At 67.8% G+C, this 20,345-nt stretch carries 17 protein-coding genes; 12 read left to right on the forward strand and 5 right to left on the reverse strand.

The genetic code is table 11. The features are described 5' to 3' along the window. Window positions 1-43: 43 nt before the first annotated feature. Together E5679_RS11030 and E5679_RS11035 are read right to left on the reverse strand one after the other, a co-directional pair. Window positions 44-1,705 carry a hydantoinase B/oxoprolinase family protein gene (locus tag E5679_RS11030; protein WP_138415749.1) on the reverse strand — a complete coding sequence of 554 codons (1,662 nt, stop codon included), beginning with the start codon at window positions 1,703-1,705 and terminating at the stop codon, window positions 44-46. Continuing rightward, the gene (locus E5679_RS11035) at window positions 1,698-3,776 is read right to left on the reverse strand and encodes a hydantoinase/oxoprolinase family protein (RefSeq protein WP_138415751.1); all 2,079 of its coding nucleotides are present in this window, start codon (window positions 3,774-3,776) and stop codon (window positions 1,698-1,700) included. Before E5679_RS11035 ends, E5679_RS11030 begins: the two co-directional genes overlap by 8 nt. A 316-nt stretch (window positions 3,777-4,092) precedes the next feature. Here E5679_RS11035 and E5679_RS11040 point away from each other — a divergent pair, with 316 nt between their 5' ends. Next, window positions 4,093-5,214 (forward strand): NAD(P)/FAD-dependent oxidoreductase, encoded by a 1,122-nt coding sequence (locus tag E5679_RS11040; protein ID WP_138415753.1) that lies wholly within the window; start codon window positions 4,093-4,095, stop codon window positions 5,212-5,214. A 134-nt stretch (window positions 5,215-5,348) separates the two neighbouring features. Here the strand turns inward: E5679_RS11040 and E5679_RS11045 are convergent, their stop codons facing one another. Further along, complete coding sequence (locus tag E5679_RS11045) at window positions 5,349-6,443, reverse strand: LacI family DNA-binding transcriptional regulator (protein WP_138415755.1); 1,095 nt, start codon at window positions 6,441-6,443, stop codon at window positions 5,349-5,351. Window positions 6,444-6,574: 131 nt separating this feature from the next. Here E5679_RS11045 and E5679_RS11050 point away from each other — a divergent pair, with 131 nt between their 5' ends. The 5 genes from E5679_RS11050 to E5679_RS11070 are packed head-to-tail and all read left to right on the forward strand — an operon-like array spanning window position 6,575 to window position 11,155. Beyond that, a complete protein-coding gene (locus E5679_RS11050) occupies window positions 6,575-7,405 on the forward strand; it encodes an ABC transporter substrate-binding protein (protein WP_138415757.1) in 831 nt (276 codons plus the stop codon). Between the two features lie 7 nt (window positions 7,406-7,412). Beyond that, complete coding sequence (locus E5679_RS11055) at window positions 7,413-8,189, forward strand: amino acid ABC transporter permease (protein ID WP_138415759.1); 777 nt, start codon at window positions 7,413-7,415, stop codon at window positions 8,187-8,189. Beyond that, window positions 8,186-8,929, forward strand: coding sequence for an amino acid ABC transporter ATP-binding protein (locus tag E5679_RS11060; protein ID WP_138415761.1), 744 nt, complete (start codon window positions 8,186-8,188; stop codon window positions 8,927-8,929). Before E5679_RS11055 ends, E5679_RS11060 begins: the two co-directional genes overlap by 4 nt. Further along, window positions 8,929-10,023 (forward strand): Gfo/Idh/MocA family protein, encoded by a 1,095-nt coding sequence (locus E5679_RS11065; RefSeq protein ID WP_138415764.1) that lies wholly within the window; start codon window positions 8,929-8,931, stop codon window positions 10,021-10,023. The genes E5679_RS11060 and E5679_RS11065 overlap by 1 nt, the downstream gene beginning before the upstream one ends. Next, on the forward strand, window positions 10,016-11,155 hold the full coding sequence (locus tag E5679_RS11070; protein ID WP_138415766.1) for an NAD(P)/FAD-dependent oxidoreductase: 1,140 nt from the start codon (window positions 10,016-10,018) through the stop codon (window positions 11,153-11,155). The genes E5679_RS11065 and E5679_RS11070 overlap by 8 nt, the downstream gene beginning before the upstream one ends. Window positions 11,156-11,356: 201 nt before the next feature. Here E5679_RS11070 and E5679_RS11075 read toward each other — a convergent pair whose 3' ends face one another. After that, window positions 11,357-11,860, reverse strand: a complete 504-nt coding sequence (locus E5679_RS11075) for a hypothetical protein (RefSeq protein ID WP_138415768.1) — start codon at window positions 11,858-11,860, stop codon at window positions 11,357-11,359. 351 nt (window positions 11,861-12,211) lie between these two features. On the opposite strand from E5679_RS11075, the gene E5679_RS11080 reads away from it, so the two are divergent. Next, on the forward strand, window positions 12,212-12,862 hold the full coding sequence (locus E5679_RS11080; protein WP_138415770.1) for a response regulator: 651 nt from the start codon (window positions 12,212-12,214) through the stop codon (window positions 12,860-12,862). Window positions 12,863-12,892: 30 nt separating this feature from the next. On the opposite strand, the gene E5679_RS11085 is transcribed toward E5679_RS11080, so the two are convergent. Further along, a complete protein-coding gene (locus E5679_RS11085; protein ID WP_138415772.1) occupies window positions 12,893-14,593 on the reverse strand; it encodes a GAF domain-containing sensor histidine kinase in 1,701 nt (566 codons plus the stop codon). Between the two features lie 293 nt (window positions 14,594-14,886). Here E5679_RS11085 and E5679_RS11090 point away from each other — a divergent pair, with 293 nt between their 5' ends. The 5 genes from E5679_RS11090 (at window position 14,887) to E5679_RS11110 (ending at window position 20,224) form a co-directional block, all read left to right on the forward strand. Continuing rightward, window positions 14,887-15,639, forward strand: a complete 753-nt coding sequence (locus tag E5679_RS11090) for an IclR family transcriptional regulator (RefSeq protein ID WP_138415774.1) — start codon at window positions 14,887-14,889, stop codon at window positions 15,637-15,639. A 58-nt stretch (window positions 15,640-15,697) separates the two neighbouring features. Next, on the forward strand, window positions 15,698-16,888 hold the full coding sequence (locus tag E5679_RS11095) for a 4-hydroxybenzoate 3-monooxygenase (protein WP_138415776.1): 1,191 nt from the start codon (window positions 15,698-15,700) through the stop codon (window positions 16,886-16,888). A 111-nt stretch (window positions 16,889-16,999) separates the two neighbouring features. Then, window positions 17,000-17,473 (forward strand): carboxymuconolactone decarboxylase family protein, encoded by a 474-nt coding sequence (locus tag E5679_RS11100; protein ID WP_138415778.1) that lies wholly within the window; start codon window positions 17,000-17,002, stop codon window positions 17,471-17,473. A gap of 136 nt (window positions 17,474-17,609) precedes the next feature. After that, window positions 17,610-18,236: a PadR family transcriptional regulator gene (locus E5679_RS11105; protein ID WP_138415780.1), complete on the forward strand. Its 627-nt coding sequence runs from the start codon at window positions 17,610-17,612 to the stop codon at window positions 18,234-18,236. A 92-nt stretch (window positions 18,237-18,328) separates the two neighbouring features. Beyond that, window positions 18,329-20,224: an ABC transporter ATP-binding protein gene (locus E5679_RS11110; protein ID WP_249336079.1), complete on the forward strand. Its 1,896-nt coding sequence runs from the start codon at window positions 18,329-18,331 to the stop codon at window positions 20,222-20,224. Window positions 20,225-20,345: the final 121 nt, after the last annotated feature.

The raw sequence follows: 20,345 nt of genomic DNA on the forward strand, positions 1-20,345 counted from the left end.
GGTCATTTCTGCTGAGAAGAGGTCTTTTCTTGCTGACACGAGGTCATTTCTGGGGCGAGAGCTGTGCGAACTGCTGGGGATAGACGGTGCGGGCGTAATCCTCGGAGATCTTGCCTTCGGCGAGGTCGCGGGCGACTTCGCCGGTGGGTCGGAGCTCGGGGCTGCCGTAGCCCCCCGCGCCGGCCGTTTCGATGGCCACGCAGTCGCCGGCCTGGAGCACGGTGTAGCCGTGGTCGATCGGCCGGGCCCCCTCGCTCAGGACAGCACGGGCGCTCTCGCCGGGCTGGCCGCCGTCGAGCCCCCACGGCTGTGACTTCTGGCGGCTCGTGTCGAGCCAGAAGTGGATGTCCGGGTCCTCGACACGGACCGCGCGCCGGATGCCGAGGCCGCCGCGGTGCCGCCCGCCGCCCCCGGAATCCTGGATGAGCTCGTAGGCCTCGATCACGAGGGGGTACTCCGCCTCGAGGCTTTCGACCGGGAGGTTGGACGTGTTGGTCATGTGGACCTGCACCCCGTCCAGCCCGTCCTTGGTGGCGCGTGCTCCGCAGCCGCCGCCGATCGTCTCGAGGTAGACGAACTCGCGGCCGGTGCGCGAGTTGCGGCCCGAGAAGTGGACGCCGGTGTTCGCGCCGTTGCTCGCGGCCGTGACCCGTTCGGGCACGGCCGTGGCGAGGGCGCCGTGGATGAGGTCGACGATGCGCTGGCACGTTTCGCTGCGCCCGTTGACCGCTGCCGGCTCCTGGCAGTTGATGATGGAGCCGGTCGGTGCTTCGATCCTCACGGGCCGGTAGAGGCCTGCGTTCGGGACGATATCGGCGTCGATGAGGCTCTTGAGCGAGTAGTACACCGAGGCGTAGAGGGCGGTCCAGACGACGTTCACACTGGCGCGCACCTGCGGGGGGTTCCCCGCGAAATCGAAGGCGATGGTGTCGCCGTCGACCGTGATCCGCACCTGGAGCTCGAGCTCGTCGTCCAGCTCGGGGCAATCGAACTTGTCGCGGAAGGAGTAGTCGCCGTCGGGCATTGCGGCGATCGCCGCCCGGGTGCGGCGCTCCGTGTAGTCGAGCAGTTCGTCGGCTGCCTGGACCATGACCTCGCGTCCATAGCGCTCGCAGAGGTCCTTGTACCGCTGCACGGCGAGCCGGTTCGCGGCCTGCTGGGCGCGGAGGTCTGCCTGCCGCTCATGGGGGACCTGGCAGTTGAGCAGGATGAGGTTGAGCATCTCCTGCTGTAGGACGCCCTGGCGGATGAGCCGCACAGGCGGAATCCGCAGGCCCTCCTGGAAGATGTGGGCGTGCCCGCGGTCCCCGAAGTCGGCGTGGTGGGCGAGGTTCGCAGCCCAGGCTGTGAGCTCGCCGCCGATGAAGATCGGCGTGGCGAGCACGATATCCGGAAGGTGCGAGCCGCCTCCGCTGAAGGGGTCGTTCCCGATGAACGTATCGCCTTCCTTGATCTCCTCCAGCGGGTACCGGCTCAGGATGCCGTCCACGATGCCCATGAGCGAGCCGAGGTGGAGCGGGGAGCCGCCCTCGTCCTGCGCGATGCCCTGGCCCTTCGCGTCGAAGAGCGAGGCAGTGCAGTCGCGGCGCTCCTTGATGTTGGTGGAGTAGGCGGCGCGGACGAGGGTCCCGCCCATTTCCTCGACGATCGTCGCGAGGGCGGAGCCGATGACCTCGACGAGCACGCTGTCGAGAGGCTTATTCATTGGGAGTCCTTCGGATGTCGATGACGAGGTTGCGGGTGTCGTCCACAGTGCAGACGTCGGAGGAAAGCAGCAGGGTGGTGGTGTCCATCTGCTCGATGACGGCGGGGCCCACGATGTGGTGGCCCACGTCGAGGAGGCGGCGGTCGTAGACGGGGCAGGAGACGTAGTCGCCTTCTTCGGCGAGGTAGACCTCGCGCAGGCCGACGACGGCGTCCTCCACCTTGCGTCCTTCAGCGGCGGCCCGCGAGATGGCCGCCCGCGGGACGTCGGCAATCGCCTGGACGCGGAAGGTCACAGCCTCGGCGACTTCGTCGCGGGCGCTGTAGCCGTACATCCGGTCGTGGGCGTGCTGGAAGCCCTCGATCAGCGCGGTGATGGACTCGGCCGTGATGGGGCCTTCGGGGACGTCGACGGGGAGCTCGTAGTTCTGTCCGGCGTAGCGCATCTCGAGGCGGCGCTGGATGCTGCGCCGTTCCGGCTCAATGCCCTCCTCCTCGAACCAGGCCAGGGCATGGTCGGTGAGTTCGGCGAAGACCTTGGAGAGATCTTCTGCTGAGTGAGCGGCCTCCTGAGCCGTGACGCGGGTGATCTGCGTCCGCATGAAGTCGCTGCGGATGTCGGTCATGAGCAGGCCGAGGGCAGACTGTGCACCAGGGGTCTCGGGGACGATGATCCTCGTGATGCCGAGCTCGATCGCGAGGCGCGAGGCATGCAGGGGCCCGGCACCGCCGAAGGGGACCAGGACGTAGTCGCGGGGATCGTAGCCGCGTTGGACCGAGATGACGCGGATCGCGCGGGCCATGTTGGCCGTGACCACGCGGATGATGCCCTGTGCGGCCTCCGGGACGGTCAGCCCGAGCGGATCGGCGATGGCCTTGACCGCGCGGTGGGACGCTTGGGCGTCGATCTTGAGCTGCCCGTCGAGGAGGTACTCCGGGTTGAGGACCTGCAGCACCACATTGGCGTCGGTCACGGTCGCATCCTGGCCGTTGCCGTAGCACGCCGGGCCTGGGAAGGCACCTGCGCTCGCCGGTCCGACCTTGAGGTGGTTGCCGCTGTCGATCCAGGCGATGGAGCCGCCGCCCGCGCCGACGGTGTGGATGTCGAGCATGGGGGAGCGGATGGGCCGTCCGTCGAGCTCCATGCCCGCGGTGACCTTCGGCTCGCCGTCTTGGACGAGCGAGACGTCGGAGGAGGTTCCGCCCATGTCGAACGTGATGATGTTCGGGCTGCCCGCTTCGCTCGTGATGGCGGCAGCGCCGACCACGCCCGTGCTCGGGCCGGACAGCACGAGCCTGACCGGCATGCTCTCGGCGGCCGGGAACGGGATGATTCCGCCGTTGGACTGGGTCACGTGCGGGGTGCACGTGAGGCCGTTCTCGGCCAGGCGCTGGCGGAGCCGGCTCAGGTAGTTCGCGACGACGGGGCCGATGTACGCATTCGTGACCACGGTCGAGAGCCGCTCGTACTCACGGAACTCGGGCATGACGTCGCTTGAGAGCGAGACGTAGGCCTCGGGGAACTCCTCCGCGATGATCTCGCCGATCTGGCGTTCGTGGTCGGGACGGAGGTAGCTGTAGAGGAGGCAGACGGCGATTGACTCGACCTTCTTCGCCTTGAGCTCGCGCACCGCCGAACGCACTTCCTCGTGGTCGAGCGGGGTCTCGATGCGCCCATCGTGGCGGACTCGCTCCGTGACTTCGAGGCGAAGGTCGCGGGGGACGAGGGGCTCAGGCTTGTCCGCCTGGAGGTCGTAGAGGTGGGGGCGGCGGCCTCGGCCCAGTTCGAGGAGGTCACGGAAGCCCTTGGTGGTGATGAGGCCGGTCCGCACGCCGCGTCCGGTCAGCAGGGCGTTCGTCCCGACGGTGGTGCCGTGGGCCAAGTAGGAGACCTCGCCGATCGAGCGGCCGCCCATCTGCTCGAGGAGCTCCTTGATGCCGAGCACGATGGCGCGGCCTGGGTCATCTGGAGTCGAGGAGACCTTGCGGACGTGGACCTGTCCCGTGGCCTCGTCGAAGGCACAGAGGTCGGTGAACGTACCGCCGGTGTCTACTCCGATTCTGAGGGTCATGCTCTTCCTGTCTGTGGTGGTCCCGGAGTCGGGCCAGTTGTTCTGAGGGGGTCTGAGAGGGTCTGAGGGGGAAGCCAAGGATTTGGGGAACGTTCCCAAGAACTGGATGGCTTCCACTGTAGAGATGTGGCGCGCACCACGTCAATGCCAATTTGGGATCCTTCCCAAATTCGTTCTCGAAGGCATTTCAACCTCTTGACCTCTCGTTGCCCGCCTTCGTATGCTCGAAGTCGCATTGGGAACGTTCCCTACTAGTTCGACTAGTTCCCATCGGCTCCCCCGTCATCGCCCTGCATCTGGAAAGTGAAGACCCCTCATGACTTCCGAAGCTTCGTCTCCCGCCGTCGTCGTCCTCGGCGGCGGAATCCTCGGCGTCTCGACCGCCGTCCACCTGCTCCGTGGCGGGGCCGCCGTCGTCCTCGTCACCGAATCCGCGCTGTCCAGTGAGGCGACGGGCAGATCGCTGTCGTGGCTCAACTCGGCGGGAGAGCGCTCCGAGGCGTACCACCGGCTTCGCGACCTCGGCATCGACCGCTATCGGACCCTCTACGCGGCCGACCCGAGCCGCGAGTGGCTCCAGTTCGGGGGCGGGCTGCACTGGAAGGCCGCCGGTCAGCTCGCCGAGACCGAGAAGAGGCACGCCGCCGAGGCGCGTCGTGGCTACGACTCACACCTGCTCACGCCTGACGACGTTGCCCGCTACGTGCCGGGTGTGGACCCCGAGGCCATCCCCGAGGCCGCCATCTTCAACCCGGGTGAGGGCTGGGTCAGCCTGCCTCATCTGGTCGACTTCCTCATGGAAGAGTTCCACCGTCTGGGCGGAGAGCTCGTGCTCCGGGCGGGCAAGGCGGAGGTGCGCATCGAGGGCGGACGGGCGGTCGGCGTCGTGACCGAAAGCGGAAAGCTCATCGGCGGGGACGCCGTGGTCGTCGCGTGCGGGGCTGGGACCCCGGCTGTGCTCACCCAGGTCGGCATCGACGTGCCCACTCGATCGCCGCTTGCGATGCTCGTCGAGACGAAGCCGGTGGAGCATGAGCTCAGGAGCGTCCTCAACACCCCGCGCGTTGCGATCCGCCCGAACCCCGGCGGCACGCTCGCCCTTGACCACGACTGGTACGAGGACCGGCTGGTCGACTACGGCGACGGGACGTTCGGGGTGGACGAAGAGGTCGTCGAGGCCCTTGCTGCCGAGGCCTCGCGGCTGCTGGCCGGGCATCCGGAGGTGAAGCCGGCGTCGTGGCGCGTGGGCTACAAGCCCATTCCGGGAGATGGCCAGCCCGTCCTCGGCCAGACGTCGAGGGTCTCGGGCTGCTTCGTGGCGTTCTCGCACTCCGGAGCCACCCTTGGCCTCATCGCGGGCGAGCTCCTCGCGGATGAGATCCTCTCGGGTCAGCCGCATCCGCTCCTGGCCTCCTTCAGCCCCGACCGCTTCGCGTGAACCGGCCATGAAGAGGCGTCAGCCCGCGCGTCGGACCACCCTGACGACGGGCGAACATTGTCACCAGAGCGGCTGGTGGGCGTACGACGACGACGCCACCCCACGCTTCAGCGCCGAGGGGAGCGTCATGCCGGCTATCGGTGGTCGGCCGACCCGGTGGTGGTTCGTGCTCGTGGGGCGCCAACCGATGCCCTCCTGACGAGGTGCGGCCTGAGCGGCAGCTGTTCCGCCGGGACGCGATGGCCGAGCCTTCGGAGGAGGACTCGGGCGGCCTCGCGCCCCATGTCGTAGACGGGCTGTGCAACCACGGTCAAGGGTGGCTCGACGAGCTCGGTCCAGAGGAAGTCGTCGTACGCCACGACCGAGATGTCGTCGGGGATTCGCAGGCCGCGTCGCTTGATCTGGCCCAGCACGCCGAGGGCGATGAGACTGTCCGAACACACGACGGCGGTCGCGGGCTCGGGCTGATCGAGCAGCTCGGCGCACGCAGCGGCCAGCGTGTCGTCGGACGCCGCGTTGAGCTTCACGAGACTCGCGTCCCACTCCGCGCCCGCCTCCCGGTACGCACGCTCGATGCCGCCCACGCGGTCAGCGACGGGCGAGAGCCCGAGGTCCATGCCGTGCTCGTACGGTTCCGGGATTCGGAGGCTCGAGACGTAGCCAACGCGTCGGTGACCCGCATCGAGGAGGACGCGCCCCACCTGAAGGGCGACGTCCGCGAAGTCCACGCGGACGGTGTCGAGCGCGAGCCCGTGGATCCCTCGGTCGAACAGGACGACCGCGCGGCCCCGCTCCTGCGCCGATTCGAGGTGGGCGGTCTCAGTGCTTGAGCACGGGGCCACGATGAGGCCTGCCACGCGCTGCTGAAGCAGTTCCTGGACCGCGCCCGCCTCGGCCTCCGGATCCTCGTCCGTGTTCACGAGCACCACCGTGTAGCCGGCGTCGCGGACCTCGTCGGAGATGCCGCGCAGGGCGAGGCCGAAGTGTGCGTTCTCGATGTCGCCCACGATGACGCCGATGGAGTTGGAGCGCCCCGTCGTCATGCTCTTGGCCAGCTGGTTCGGCCGATAGCCGAGCTGTTCCGCGGCGGCCACCACGAGGGACAGCACCTGCTCGCTCACGGCGCCGTAGCCGCCGAGAGCGCGGGCCGCCTGAGCCTTTGACACCCCGGCCGCCCTTGCCACATCGGCGACCGTGGCCTCCTTGGCTGTCTGCCCGCGCTTGGTCATTTCTCCATCCGATCCGAAAAAAGAGATTGACGCCACACCGTGACGTAAGTACAGTCACATCATCCCCGAAGTTGAGACCGGTCTCAACCCCAGCCATTGAGACCGGTCTCACTTACAGAACGGACGAACCCATGAAAAGCCTGAAAGCAGCAGCACTCGCGGCGGCAGCCGCCCTGGCCCTCTCCCTGTCCGCCTGCGGCGGCGCGAGCAGCGCCTCGTCGACCGCCTCCGCCAACAACCCCTACGGGCTCATCACGCCCGGGCAGTTCCGCGTCGCGAGCGTCGGCGACTCGAAGCCCTACACGTTCACGGACTCCTCCGGGAAGTTCACCGGCTTCGACGTCGAGCTCTTCACCGACGTGGCCCATCGAGCCGGAATCGACAACGTCGTCTTCACCGGCCAGGACTTCTCGGCGATCCTTCCCGCGGTCTCCAACGGCCAGTTCGACGTCGGGGTCGCCGCCATCGGCATCACGGACAAGCGCAAGCAGACGGTGGACTTCTCCGATGGCTACCTCGCCGGCTACCTCACAGTGCTCACCACCAAGACCTCGGGCGTGACCAGCGCGGACAGCGTCAAGGGCAAGCGCCTCGGGGTCGTGCAGGGCACCCTGCAGGAGACCTACGCCATGAAGAACTTCCCGAACTCGAGCCTCGTCCGCTTCCCGGACAACAACGCGGCCGTCTCGGCGCTCAACTCCGGCACCATCGACGCCCACTTCCTCGACTACGAGGCCGCCAAGGACTACGTCTCCAAGTTCGGTCTCGTCGACGCGGCGGATATCCCCTCGTTCGACGCCCCGGCCGGGTTCGCCATCGCAAAGAACAAGCCCGCTCTCAAGGATGCGCTGAACAAGGCCCTCAAGGCCGCCATGGACGACGGCACGTGGAAGCGCCTCTACCAGAAGTGGTTCCCGGGCTCGCCCATGCCGAAGCAGTACCTGCCGGCCTCGGACCAGTAGGCCCGCGATGGATCTGTTCGACAATCTCGCCAAGACGTTCTTCGACGTCCAGGCCATGGCGGACGTGCTGCCCCAACTGCTGCAGGTCGGCCTCGTCAACACCCTGGTCATCTCCATCGCGGCCACCGCGATCGGCAGCGTGCTCGGCATGGTCGTGGCCCTCATGGGCATCTCGCCGTCGGGCTGGCTCCGCTGGCCGGCCCGTGTGTACACCGACCTGTTCCGGGGCCTCCCGGCAATCCTGACCATCCTGCTCATCGGCCAGGGCTTCGCCCGGTTCAGCCAGCAGATCTTCGGGCCCAGCCCCTACCCGCTCGGCATCATTGCCCTGAGCCTCATCTCGAGCGCCTACATCGGCGAGATCTTCCGAGCAGGCATCCTCGCCGTCGACAAGGGCCAGCTCGAAGCCTGCCGCGCGCTCGGCATGGGCTACGGGCGGGCGATGCGCCTCGTCGTGGTCCCGCAGGGCGTCCGCCGGGTGCTCCCGGCGCTCGTCAACCAGTTCATCGCAATCGTCAAGGATTCGAGCCTCGTCTACTTCCTCGGCCTGCTCGTCTCGGAACGCGAGCTGTTCCGCGTGGGCCAGGACGCCGCGGTGCTCAGTGGAAACCTCTCCCCGCTCGTCCTCGCGGGCCTCTTCTACCTCATCGTCACCGTCCCGCTGACCCATCTGGTCAACTACATCGACCAGCGGTTCCGCGCGGGGCGTCGGAAGCCGGCGCCGCCTGTGTCTGGACTTCGTGAGGTCGCCGAGCTCGAGATCGTAGAAAGCGCAAGACCATGACAACCCACGCCTATTCGGGTGCCGGACTCGAACTCAAGGACCTCACCCTCGCCTACGGCGACGTCGAAGTGGTCCGCAGCATCAGCCTCCGCGTCGAACCCGGCACCACCACCTGCGTGATCGGGCCGTCCGGCTCGGGCAAGTCCACCCTGCTCCGGGGCATCAATCGCCTCCACGAACCGAAGGCAGGGGACGTGCTCCTCGACGGCGACTCGACGCTCGGGCAGCACCCCGATCAGCTCCGCCGGAAGATCGGCATGGTGTTCCAGCACTTCAACCTCTTCCCGGACCACACCGCCCTCGAGAACGTGGCCCTCTCGCCCTGGAAGGTCAAGGGCCTGCCCAAGAAGGAGGCCTTGCGGGTTGCCCAGGAGCGCCTCGACGAGGTCGGGCTGCGGGAGCGCGCAGACCACAAGCCCCGCGATCTCTCCGGCGGACAGCAGCAGCGCGTCGCGATCGCCCGGGCCCTGGCCATGGAGCCGCAGGTCATGCTGTTCGACGAGGCCACGTCCGCGCTCGATCCCGAGCTCGTGAACGGAGTCCTCAACCTCATGGCGAGCCTGAGCGGCCGCGGCATGACCATGGTCGTGGTTACCCACGAGATGGGGTTCGCCCGGCGCGCAGCGAACCAGGTGGTGTTCATGGACGAGGGCCAGGTCGTCGAGACCGGCACCCCCGAGGAGATCTTCGACCGCCCGCAGTCCGCGCGGCTTCAGCGCTTCCTCTCGGAGGTGCTGTGATGCCCCGGATCAATTCGGCAGCCCGGATCAGAACAGCGATCGTCGGCTTCGGAGTGTCCGGCGGCGTCTTCCACGGACCGCTCCTCGGGGCCAACCCGTCGTACAGCGTGGACACGATTGTGACGAGCAACCCCGCGCGCGTCGCGGCGGCCCAGAAGCGGTTCCCCGATGCCCTCATCGTGCCCGACTACGCCAGCCTCCTCGGGCGCCTCGACGACGGCGGCCTCGAACTCGACCTCGTGGTGCTCGGCACCCCGCCCGCGCTCCACCGGGATCAGGCGATCGCCGCCGTCGACCGCGGACTCCACGTCGTCGTCGACAAGCCGTTCGCGCCCTCGGTGGCCGACGCCCAGGCGATGATCGACGCCGCGGCGAGGGCCGGCGTCGTGCTCACGGTCTTCCAGAACCGCAGGTGGGATGGCGACTTCCTGACGGTGGTCGATCTGATCCGCTCGGGGCGCCTCGGCGAGGTGCGCACCTTCGAATCCCGCTTCGAGTGGTGGCGGCCCGAAGGCTTCGGCAACTGGCGTGACGCGGCGGGGGCCGACGACGGCGGGGGTCTCCTCACGGACCTCGGCAGCCACCTCATCGACCAGGCGATCCAGCTGTTCGGACCGGTCGAGGAGGCCCGTGCAGACCTCAGGCGGCACAGCGGCGGCCTCCGCGGCGGCGACGAGGACAGCTTCGCCGAACTGCGGCACGCCTCCGGCGTGCTGACCCGGCTGTGGATGAACGGGCTGGCTCCGGCTCTGGGCCCGCGGTTCCACGTCCTGGGGAGCCGGGCGGGATTCACCTCCTGGGGGCTCGACGGCCAAGAGGGCGCGCTCGCCGCCGGGGCCGACCCGGCGAAGCCCGGCTACGGCGCCGTCCCGTCTCGGGAACCCGCGCGGCTTTCGGACGGCAGCTCGGCGGTCGACATCGGCCTTCTGCCCGGCGACTACCCCGCCTTCTACCGCCTGCTCGCCGACGCCCTGCGCCGGGGCGGACCCGTTCCCGTGGATGCAGCCGAGGCCATCGAGACGCTGCGGCTCATCGAGCGCCTGCACGCGACAACCCCCATTCGGTCATCACAGAAAGAAACAGCGAATGCCTGAAAGCCAGAAATCCCCCCGTGCAGATCGCCGCCACGTCGCCGTCCTCGGCGGCGGAGTCATCGGCGTGTCCACCGCGGTGCACCTCCTGCGCGCCGGCGCCGAGGTCACCCTCGTCACGGAAGGCGAGCTCGCCTCGGGCGCCTCGGGTCGCTCGCTGTCCTGGCTCAACTCGGCCGGCGTCCGGAGCAGCGAATACCACGCCCTCCGGATGGCTGGCATCGACCGCTACCGGACACTGTTCGCCGAGGATCCCTCGCGCGAGTGGCTCCAGTTCGGCGGCGGCGTCTATTGGGACAAGGGCGACGACGCGGCGACCGTGGGACGGCACGCGTACGAACGCGCCCACGCCTACGACTCGCACCTCGTCACACCAGCAACCGTCGCGGACTTCACCCCCGGCCTCAACCCCGACGCCCTCGCCGAGACCTCCGTCTACAACCCGGGCGAGGGCTGGGTGAGCCTCCCGCACCTCATCGAGCACCTCATGGGGGAGTTCACGCGGCGCGGCGGAGTGCTCAAGGCGAACGCGGGCACGGCGCGCGTTGAGGTCGACGACGCGGGGCGCGCCGCCGCCGTCGTCACCCCTGGGTTCGGCACTCTCGCGGCGGACGCCGTCGTCGTCGCCTGCGGGGCACAGACGCCGGACGTCGTGGCGCCCCTCGGCGTGCGGATCGACAACGGCTCGCCCGTCGCCATGCTCGTGGTGACCGAGCCGCTCGAACACCGTGTCAAGGCCGTCCTCAACACGCCGCGCGCGGCCATCCGCCCCAATCCCGGCAGCACGATCGCCATCGACCACGACTGGTACGAGGAGCACATTGTGCGCGACGCCTCGGGCGAGTACTCGATTCCCGAGCCTGTCGTGGACGAGCTGCTCGAGGAGGCCTCGCGTCTGCTCGAGGGAACGCCGCGGCTCAAGGCGGACTCATGGAAGCTTGGCCTCAAGCCCATCCCCGGGGACGGCGAGCCCGTGTTCGGCGAGCTGCAGAAGGTCCCCGGGTGCTACGCGGCCTTCACCCACTCCGGCGCGACCCTGGCGCTCATCGCGGGCGAGCTCATCGCCGGGGAGATCCTCAGCGGGGCACGGCACCCCATGCTGGCCACATTCCGGCCCGAGCGCTTCGAGGCCTGACCTGCGACGGTAGGGGCTTTCCGGAGGGGGCTCTGCGCTCCTGTCCGGTTCTTGCGGGGACTCGCTGCGACACGCCGCGATTTCTGGCCACACGCCCAAGGCGAAGGCGGAGAACCGGACAGGAGCGCGCCCCTCGGCTCAACCGAGCCGCGTTCAAGCCCGCGGGGCGTCGCCATTGTCGACCCCGCGGGCGGTCTGTCCTCAGGCGAGCCCGAGGAAAGCCTCGAGGATCCCGAAGGCCCGCTCTGCGCGCCGGAGGGGGTCCGGCCTGTCCTGCAGGCGGCCGAGGACCACGCCGTTGTGCCGCAGCCGGTGCCTGGCGCGATTCAGGGCAGAGCGGGCGACGACGACATCGCCCGGGTGCCGCAGGATCGGCAGGGTCGCTCCCTGCATCGAGCGGAGTCCGACGGCAGCCGCGTTGGCTTCGTTCTGGCGGCCTGCGCGGCGATGCTCGCGCAGATCCGAGGCGAAGCCGTCCCACACCTCGAGCGCCCCAATGCGGACCACCTCGGTTCGTGCTTCCTCGTCGGTGAGGCCCTGCTGCACGAGCACAAGACGGAGGCGTTCCCAGCGGGGAATCAGCTCGTCCTCGCGCGGCTCTCCGGAGTGATCTGTCCCGGGAGCCTTAGGGGTGTGGTTCGAGGGGTGGGCCGCCATGCTTGCGCGGCGGGCAGATTCATGACGGGCCATCGGTTCAGCGGACATCTTTCCCGCTCCTTTCCCGACTGCCCTGACTCGTCGTTGGGCAGGGCAGTCTCAGGGGTAAATCGTCGAACTCTTCCGCGGAGGCTCCAGTTTCTCGAAGCGGCGGATCCAGCTCCCGCGGCCTCGCACTGTGAGGACCCGATCGGAAACCTCCAACAGGATCTCGAAACCAGGCCCGCGACCTATAGGGCTGAAAGTCCCTATCTCGTTTGCAAAGTTCTATGTGACGCACACCACTGGGGCAGAACACGGTGACCGCTGACTTTGGTCCCTATCGGAGGTTCTCCCGACCGCCCAGAATGGGAGATTGTTGCTCTGGTGGCTGGGGGGAGAAACGAGGTGCGGGAGTACATGGAAGCAGTCGGCGAGGGAATCCGGGTCTTCATCCTGGACGACCATGAACTGGTCCGGCAGGGTCTGAGGGACCTTCTCGAGCATGAGGGGATGGAGATCGTCGGGGAGAGCGAGTCGGCACACGAGGCCGCGCGCCGGATCCCGGCTCTCAAGCCCCACGTGGCCGTGCTCGACGGCCGCCTCGCCGACGGGACGGGCATCGAGGTGTGCCGTGAGGTGCGCTCGGTCGACCCGCACATCCGCTGCCTCATCCTGACAAGCTACGACGACGAGCAGGCGATGCGCGCCGCGGTGCTCGCAGGGGCCGCTGGCTATGTGCTCAAGCAGATCCGCAGCCACGATCTGGCAAACGCGATCCGCCGCGCAGCAGCCGGCGAATCGCTCTTCACGCCGGGCATCAAGGAGTCAGTCGTGAGCGGCCTGACCCATGAGGACATCTCCGATCCCCTCCTCGACACCCTGAGCCCCCAGGAACGCCGCGTCCTTCACCTCATCGGCCAGGGGCTGACGAACCGGCAGATCGGCGAGGAGCTGTTCCTGGCAGAGAAGACCGTCAAGAACTACGTCTCGTCGCTGCTCGCGAAGCTCGGGTTCGAACGCAGGACGCAGGCCGCGCTCTATCTGGCACAGGCGGGCCAGCCGCGCTGATCTCACCGGGTTCCCAACGCTCTCGGGGAGCTATCCCAGTGTCGGGAGCGGCACCTTCCACCTGACCGTAGTGCCGCGACCCGGCGCGCTCACCACTTCGCTCGTTCCGTTGAGCACGAACGCGCGGTGCTCGATGTTGGCGAGTCCGCTGGTGCGGGCAGGGGCTTCGAATCCTCGTCCGTCGTCTTCGACGACGAGCTCCACCACGCCGTCCTCGTCGCTCAGCGCGACACTCACCGTGCGTGCCCCCGAGTGCCGCACCGTGTTGCTGAGGGCCTCCGTGACGACCGCGACGAGCTGCCGGGCGATGGGCGACGGGATGTCGTCGATGCTTCCGCTCACACTGATCCGCGGCTTGATCCCCGTGCCCTGCAGACGTTCTTGAAGCGTGTTGAGGAAAGTGCGGGAGAACGACTCCTCCGCGTTCTCCTCGGTCCGCAGCGAATAGATCGTGTTCCGGAGCTCGCGGATCGTCTCGTCGAGCTCCTCGGTCACCTTGTTGATCCGCGCCTCCGCGGTGGAATCCGTGACGAAGCGGCGGAGGTTCTGGACGCTCAGCCCCGCGGCGAACAGCCGCTGGATGACGAGATCGTGCAAGTCCTGGGCAATCCGGTCGCGGTCGAACGAGAGGAGTGCCTCCTCCCGCTGCCGGTTTGCGCGGTTCAGGTCGAGGGCGAGTCCCACGTGGGAACCGAAGGCGGCGGAGGAATCAAGGTCCGACGGCGGGTACGGGCCCGTCCCTGCCGATCGGGCCAGGAGCAGGAGCCGATTGCCGACGGCGCTATGGCCGAGGGGCACGGCGAGAACGCAGCCGAGCTTGTCGGACGCCCCGCCGCCGAAGACGTCCGAGGCGTTGGGGATGATCACCGGGCCGCCCTTCTCGTCGACCTTCTGCAGTGTGGGGGAGAAGTCGATCTGGTCCCCTGCGGGGAGGGCGAGGGTGCCGACTGCGGTCCGCATCTGGAGCTGGCCGTCTTCGACGCGGGCGATGACCGCCAGCACGGAGTCGGAGGCCCGCAGGGCGTGATCGGCGACGAGGTCGAGATCCTCGGAGGCGTCAAGGTCCTCGAAGGGGACGAGGTTCGCGGACGGGAGGCTTCCGCGGGTGATGAGCTGGGTGCTGGCCTCGAGACCGGCTTCAAGCCACCGCTGGCGTCGGCGGCTCTCCTCGAACAGGCGCGCGTTCTGGATCGCGACGCCCGCGGCCGCGGCGAACGCAGCAGCCAGTTCCTCGTCCTCCACGGTGAAGTCCTCGCCGTCGTCCTTCCCCATGAGGAAGAGGTTGCCGAAGACTGCGTCGCGGACCCGGATGGGAACGCCGAGGAACGTGGTCGCCGCGGGATGGTCCTCCGGGATCCCCTCGGCGACGAGGTGCTCGTGCAGATTGTGAAGCCGGAGCGGTTTGGGGTCGCGAATCAGCTCGGCGAGGACGCCGTCCTCCATGGGGAGGGACCCGAGAAGGTGGGCATCGTCGTCGACCCCGGAAGCCACGAAATCGCTCAGGGTGGCATCCTCGCTGATCACAGCGAGAGCGCTGTACCGCGCTCCCACCAACTCGCGCGCCGATTGGACCACTCGCTCGAGCACGGATTGGAGGGTCAGGTCCTCGGCGATGGAGATGACGGCCGCGAGCAGGCCGTTCATGTGCTCCTGGAGCCGCATGAGTTCCTCGGCCCTGGAGACGAACTCTTTCAGCAGGCCATTGAGTCGGCGGGGTAGACGGTCGGGCATGGGACAACCTCCGGTGAAGGCATGGATTCCGCTGCCAGGTCCCGGCCGGAACGGACGGCGCGGGTGTGGCATCGGGATCGGCCGCGCGAACGCGGTGTGGACCTGCAACAGTTCCCTGCGGGCTGCTTCACTGGGGCGGCCCCCTAAGGGGACCTTGCTGTCAAATCTCGGGTGAACGAACGGACAGGACCAGTCTCGCCGAACAGCGCCGCAACGGAAAGAGCGTGTTGCGGGAACGCGTCATGGAAAGGCAAGGTAATTCCAAGCTTCCGTTCATCAGAATTCGAGGTCCTATGGCGAATTCCTCCTCGGGCGACTCCGTGATCGACCGCGTTGTCCGCATTCTCGAGGCGTTTCCCGAAGGTGTTGCCTCTCTTCCGTTGACCGAGCTGGCTGATCGCTCGGGGCTTCCCCTCACGAGTGCCCACCGCCTCGTTGGCCAGTTGGCCGAGCACCGGCTCCTCGAGCAGGCGCCGGGCGGGAAGGTTCAGCTTGGGCTGCGGCTGTGGGAGCTGGTCAACCGGAACTCGCCGATCCTCCTCCTGCGGCAGGCCGCCCTTCCGTTCATGGATGACATCCACCAGGTGCTCAACCAGAACGTCAACCTCGCGGTTCTCCAGGGCGACGACGTCCTCTTCGTCGAGCGGCTGTCGCGCCGTGGGTCTGTGGCCAACAGGGCGAAGGTTGCCGGAAGGATGCCTGTCCACGTCTCGTCCGCAGGCGTGGCGCTCATGTCCGGCCAGCCGCGATCGGTGCAGAACTCGTACCTCGCGCGCTTCCGGGATCCGACGGGCAAAGTCGACGCAGAGCATGTCCGACGGCTGCTCGCCACGGCGTCGGAGCGCGGTTACGCAGAGCTCGCGGGGATCGTCGACCCCGACACCTGGGGAATCGCGGTGCCCATCGAGGACCGCCAGCGTCGTACGGTTGCGGCGATCGGCGTCGTCGTTCCCCTTGCTGAGGTGCGGATCCACCAGATCGTGCCAGCGCTCCGGACGGCCGCACGGGGGATCGGCCGGCAATTGGGAAGCGCTTCCGCGACATAGGTTCCGTTGAACGGAAAGCGCATGTCGCCGTCGTCGTGATTCGGCGCACACTCAAGGCATGAGCGAACGCAAAACTCACAAGACCCAGGTGGCCATCATGGGTGCTGGCCCCGCTGGGCTCATGCTGTCCCACCTCCTCTACAAGGCCGGCATCGAGAGCACCGTCGTGGAGATCCGCAGCCGCGAGGCGATCTCCCACACGATCCGCGCGGGCATCCTCGAGGCGGGTTCGGTGGATCTCCTGGTCGACTCTGGCGTCGACAACGTTCTCCGCAACGGGCACGAGCACGAGGGCACCGAATTCCGGGTCAATGGCGAGGGCCACCGGATCGACTTCAAGGGACTCACCGGCCAGTCCGTGTGGCTGTACCCGCAGAACGATGTGTTCGACGATCTCGCCGCCCAGCGCGAGGCCGACGGCGGCGACATCCGCTACTCGTGTTCCGACACGGAAGTGTTCGACCTCCTCGATCGCCCGAAGGTGCGCTTCCGCGACGTCGACGGCCAGGACTGGGAGATCGAGGCCGAGATTCTGGTGGGCGCCGACGGCTCGCGCTCGCACTGCCGCTTCCAGATTCCCGAGGCAGAGCGCACGTGGTACTTCAACGAGTACCCGTTCGCGTGGTTCGGCATCCTGACCGACGCCCCGCGGAGCGCGCCCGAGCTGATCTACGCGAACTCCGCGCACGGCTTCGCGCTCATCAGCCAGCGCACCGACACGATGCAGCGCATGTACTTCCAGTGCGACCCGAAGACTAACCCAGCCGACTGGACCGACGAGCAGATCTGGGAGCAGCTGCGGCTGCGCGTGAACGGCAACGGCTTCGCGCTCAAAGAGGGGCCGATCACTGACAAAGTCGTCCTGCCGTTCCGCTCGTTTGTCCAGACGCCGATGCGCTACGGGAACCTCTTCCTCGCCGGCGACGCGGCACACACCGTTCCGCCCACCGGAGCCAAGGGCCTCAACCTCGCGCTGCACGACGTGAAGCTCCTGTTCGAGAGCCTCGACTCGTACTTCAAGACGGGCTCCTCCGCGCTCATCGACACGTATTCCGATCGGGCGCTCGACCGGGTGTGGAAGGCGCAGTACTTCTCCTACTGGATGACGACCCTGCTCCACACCGTTCCCGGCGAGGACAACCACGCGTTCTTCCGGGCGCGCCAGCTCGGCGAGCTCCGGTCCCTCCTCGAGTCGGAGCACGGCCGCGCGTACATCGCCGAGTGCTACACGGGGTGGCAGGGGAAGTAGGCGCACCGCTTCCCGTTGCGCCGTCAGCTTTGCTGGGTGTGGAGGGGCGACGGCGGCCGGGGCCCAGCGCTGACGTGACGGCGCAAGCTGGGGCAGTGAAAGGATGCGACTATGACCGACGCAACCAGCACCCGCACGTCCTTCTATCTCGACAAAGCCGACCCGGCCTCGTGGAAGGCGCTCAACGCCCTGGCGGCCGCCGTTCGCGAGGCGACGGCTGCGGCAGGGGTGGGGCGCGACGTCGTCGAACTCGCGAATGTCCGGATATCCCAGCTCAACGGATGCGCTTACTGTCTTGACCTCCACATTCGCCTCGCGGAGGAGGCTGGCGTCGCCCCGGTGAAGTTGAGGGTGCTGACGGCGTGGAGGGAGACGTCGATCTTCACCGAGGCTGAGGAGGCTGCGCTCACCATCGCGGAGGCGGTGACGCTCCTGCCCGACGAGGATGAGCGTGTCGCGTCGTTGGAGTCGGCGCGGTTTGTCCTCGGCGACCAGGCCTACTCGGCGCTGTGTTGGGCGGCGTCGACCATGAACACGTTCAATCGTGTCTCCATCGTGAGTCGGCACAGGGTGCGGAAGCCCTGACCTTCCTGCTTTGAGGCCCCGCATGCTCCAGCGCGCGGGGCCTCTTCTTTGCCCTTGTTCTTCGACAGTCAGCGATATATCGTTAATTACCGGTGCTCGACCGAGGCCGGTTGACTATCGATCACAGGAGGACGCCATGCATGGGCATCCAGAACATCACCATCACGAAGGCCGCGGCTTCGGGCCCGGCGGCCCGGGCGGACCCGGAGGCTTTGGGCCTGGCTTCGGAGCCGGCGGCTTCGGGCCTGGCTTCGGCCGCGGATTTGGCCGTGGCTTCGGGCCCGGCCGCGACTTCCCGCCGGGCTTCGGGCCGCGCGGGGGACGTCGGGCGAGCCGAGGGGACATCCGGGCAATGATCCTGTCCCTCTTGTCCGAGAGCCCGTCGACGGGCTACGGCATCATCCAGGCCGCCGCGGAGAAGACCAACGGCGAGTGGAGGCCAAGTCCCGGCTCGGTCTACCCCACGCTTCAGCAGCTCGTCGACGAGGAGCTCGTGGAGCAGGCCGGCGAGGGCAAGCGCACGGAGTACAGGCTGACCGAGGCGGGCCATGCCTATGTCGCCGATCACGCCGAGGAGCTTCAGCGGGCGTGGGAAGCGGCGTCGGGGCGCAGCGAGGCCTCGGACGCACTCATCGAGAGCGCCAAGAAGTTCATGGGCGTGCTGCACCAGTTCCGGGTCGCCGCTACCGACGAGCAGCGCGCAAAGGCGGCCGGCGTGCTCGACGATGCCCGCAAAGCGCTCTACCTCATCCTTGCCGAATAGGCGCACTATCAATCTGTGGCCGGATCCCTTATGTAGCAGCAACCCTTAATTAGCCACATCCCTTAAGTAGCCACATCCCCCAAAGGAGGCCCATGGCCCAGATGGCACCCGGGCGACCGCCTGTCGTCGGGCGCGGCGGTCGCATCTCCGGCGGCGACGTGGCGCTCCAGAAGAAGCTCAACGCCGAGGCGCCGCGCATCCCGCACCTGCTCCGGCGCATCGCGGAGCTCTTCAAGCCACATCGTGGCTCGCTCGTGCTCACGGTTGTCCTCGTGCTGGTCGGGGCCGCGCTCTCCGTGGCCCCGCCGCTGCTCACCCAGAGGACGTTCGACGACGGCCTCTTCCCTCGCGCTGGGCACCCTGACGTCCCGCGGTTGGTTGAGCTCGTGGGACTCATGGTGGCGGTCTACATCCTTTCCGCGCTCCTCGGCGTGTGGCAGACCTACCTGACGTCGACGGTGGGCAACTCGGTCATGGGCTCGCTCCGCGTCCGGCTGTTCAGCCATCTCCAGTCCATGGAACTGAGCTTCTTCACCCGTACGAAGACGGGCGTGATCCAGTCGCGGCTCCAGAACGATGTCGGAGGGGTGGCCAATGTGCTGTCCAATACGGTGTCGGGAGTCGTGGGGAACATCGTGACCGTCATGGCCGCCTTCGTCGCCATGGTCGCGCTCAATTGGCAGCTGACGGTCATCGCCGTCGTCCTCATGCCGTTCCTGGTGATCGCGCAGCGGAGGGTGGGCCAAGTGCGCGCGCGGATTGCCACCAAGACGCAGGAATCGCTCTCCGACATGACGGCGATTACGCAGGAGTCGCTCAGCGTGTCCGGAATCCTGCTGTCCAAGAGCTTCAACCGGCAGCCGGACGAGATTCAGAGGTACTCGGCCGAGAATCAGAATCTCGTGGGACTGCAGGTGCGGCAGGCGATGAGCGGGCAGTATTTCTTCGCATTGGTGAGCATCTTCCTGTCCTCGATCCCGGCGCTCGTGTACCTCGTGTCGGGGATCCTTCTCGCCGGCGGGACCGTCAGCATCACGGCCGGCACGATCGTCGCGTTCACCACGGTCCAGGCGCGGCTCCTGTTCCCGCTCATGGCGCTCATGCGGGTTGCCCTCGACCTTCAGACGTCGGGCGCGCTGTTCGCGCGCATCTTCGAATACCTCGACCTTCGCCCCGCAATCACCGATGCCCCAGACGCCGTGCCGCTTCCCGCTGGCTCCCCACGGCTCGGCGAGGTGGAGTTCGACGGCGTGACCTTCCGTTACCCTGATGCGCGCGGCGAGGAGCGGGCCACCCTGCAGGACGTCTCGTTCCGGGTGGAGCGCGGGCAGTTCGCCGCCTTCGTGGGGCCGAGCGGCGCCGGGAAGACGACGGTCTCCTATCTCATCCCGCGCTTCTACGAGGCAACTTCGGGGACGGTGAGGTTCGCCGGACGGGACGTGCGCGAGATCCAGCGCGAGTCCCTCATGAGCCACATCGGCGTGGTGAGCCAGGAGACCTACCTGTTCCACGCGACGATCGCGGAGAACCTCCGCTACGCGAAGGTCGATGCGACGCAGGCCGAGCTCGAAGCCGCCGCCCGGTCGGCGAACATCCACGACACGATCATGGCGTTCCCGGACGGGTATGACACGGTGGTCGGGGAGCGCGGCTACCGCCTCTCCGGTGGGGAGAAGCAGCGGATCGCGATTGCGCGGGTGCTGCTCAAGGACCCCGAGGTGCTGCTCCTCGACGAGGCGACGAGCTCGCTCGACACGATCTCCGAGCGCGTGGTCCAGAAAGCGCTCGACGCGGCATCCCACGGCCGTACCACCATCGCGATCGCGCACCGGCTCTCGACCGTGGTCGGCGCCGATGTCATCTACGTCGTGGATGGCGGTCGGATCGTCGAGCACGGGACGCACTCCGAGCTCCTGGCGCTCGGGGGAGCGTACGCGAGGCTCTACGTGGAGCAGGCCGCGCAGCCCTCCCCGGCCCCCCGCCCCTGACCGTTTCGGGTACAGATAACTCCCCGTCACGGCGTTTCGGGTACGCGAACTGGGCCGTATCTGTACCTGAGTTGCGGGTGAGGCGCAGTATCTGTACCCGAGACGGGGGCGAGAGAGCGGA

The sequence above is a fragment of the Sinomonas gamaensis genome (assembly GCF_005876955.1).
GTDB classification, from domain to species: domain Bacteria; phylum Actinomycetota; class Actinomycetes; order Actinomycetales; family Micrococcaceae; genus Sinomonas; species Sinomonas gamaensis.